The organism is Oleiphilus sp. HI0066, from assembly GCF_001635725.1.
Window position 1 is genome coordinate 1 of the sequence record NZ_LWFH01000084.1, and the last position, 1,002, is coordinate 1,002.

Here is a 1,002-nt window from a genome sequence, read left to right on the forward strand (position 1 = left end):
GCTAAGCAATAAGGCAATCCCCAACAATCCGTTTTGTGATAACGAAATCGTATCAACAGAAACAAGAATTAGACCAAACAAGGCCATTATAAATGCGATGATTTTGTGCTTCTGAAAGTTGTCTTCACCAAGCATAAAAAAGGCAAAAATAGCCGATATCATTGGCGATAAGGCAAACAATACCGATATCAAACCGGACGGAATATACTGAGCAGCGCTATACACACAAAGCATTGCTCCTGCGATACCTAACTGAGCATATGAATAGGTCGCGATAGAATGTTTTGTCCATACAATGCGTACACGTAAAATCGCCAATAGAAGTAGCCCTACGATCACAGCTAATGCCATTCGCAGTCCAAGGGCCGCAACAGGACTGATCGTTTGACTACTCCAATTAATCGCAAGTGGCGTTGTAGACCACACGGCAATAATCGTCAGGTAAGCAAAGGGCGCTTGCACGAGATTTCCCTCCTCTCATTCTCGTTAAAAAAACAACCAACACTAAAGGTCGAAAGCGACAACGGAATTCAGAGAGCTAGGGAGAAGAAAGCCACCGCTGAATGCCGTGGCCAAATGATTTCAATTAATCAGCTAACCACACAACGCGAACAGGCGCGCGCCATCGCGACGAGCACGAGAATACGCACGAGTCGTGATTGAGGCCAACGGTGTTTTGCTTTGCTAATTAATTTCATGGCGATAAGAATGGTATGAACAGAAGAGCTTGTCAACGACTTATGCGTAAGTAGCGACAGAATTAACCTGCAGAGGCATCTTGACGCGCTGACTTCGCACCTGAACTAATTGGGCAACAATAGAAATAGCAATTTCACTGGGTGTACGACTTCCTATCTGCACACCAACTGGCGCATGTAATCGCTGACGTAAATCGGATGACAAACCAAGTGCCTGCAGACGATTCTGACGCAGTAAAGCATTGCGCTGGGATCCCATTGCACCGACAAAATGAGCCTGCCCTTGTAGTCCCGCATAGACCGC

The 1,002-nt window shown here is 46.0% G+C and carries 2 protein-coding genes; both read right to left on the reverse strand.

The features are described 5' to 3' along the window. Positions 1 to 462 (reverse strand): DMT family transporter (locus A3738_RS01310; protein ID WP_156503872.1); only part of this gene is annotated, 462 nt, incomplete at its 3' end. Between the two features lie 276 nt (positions 463 to 738). Then, on the reverse strand, positions 739 to 1,002 hold a 264-nt coding region (locus tag A3738_RS01320), incomplete at its 5' end, for an XdhC family protein (RefSeq protein ID WP_197473504.1).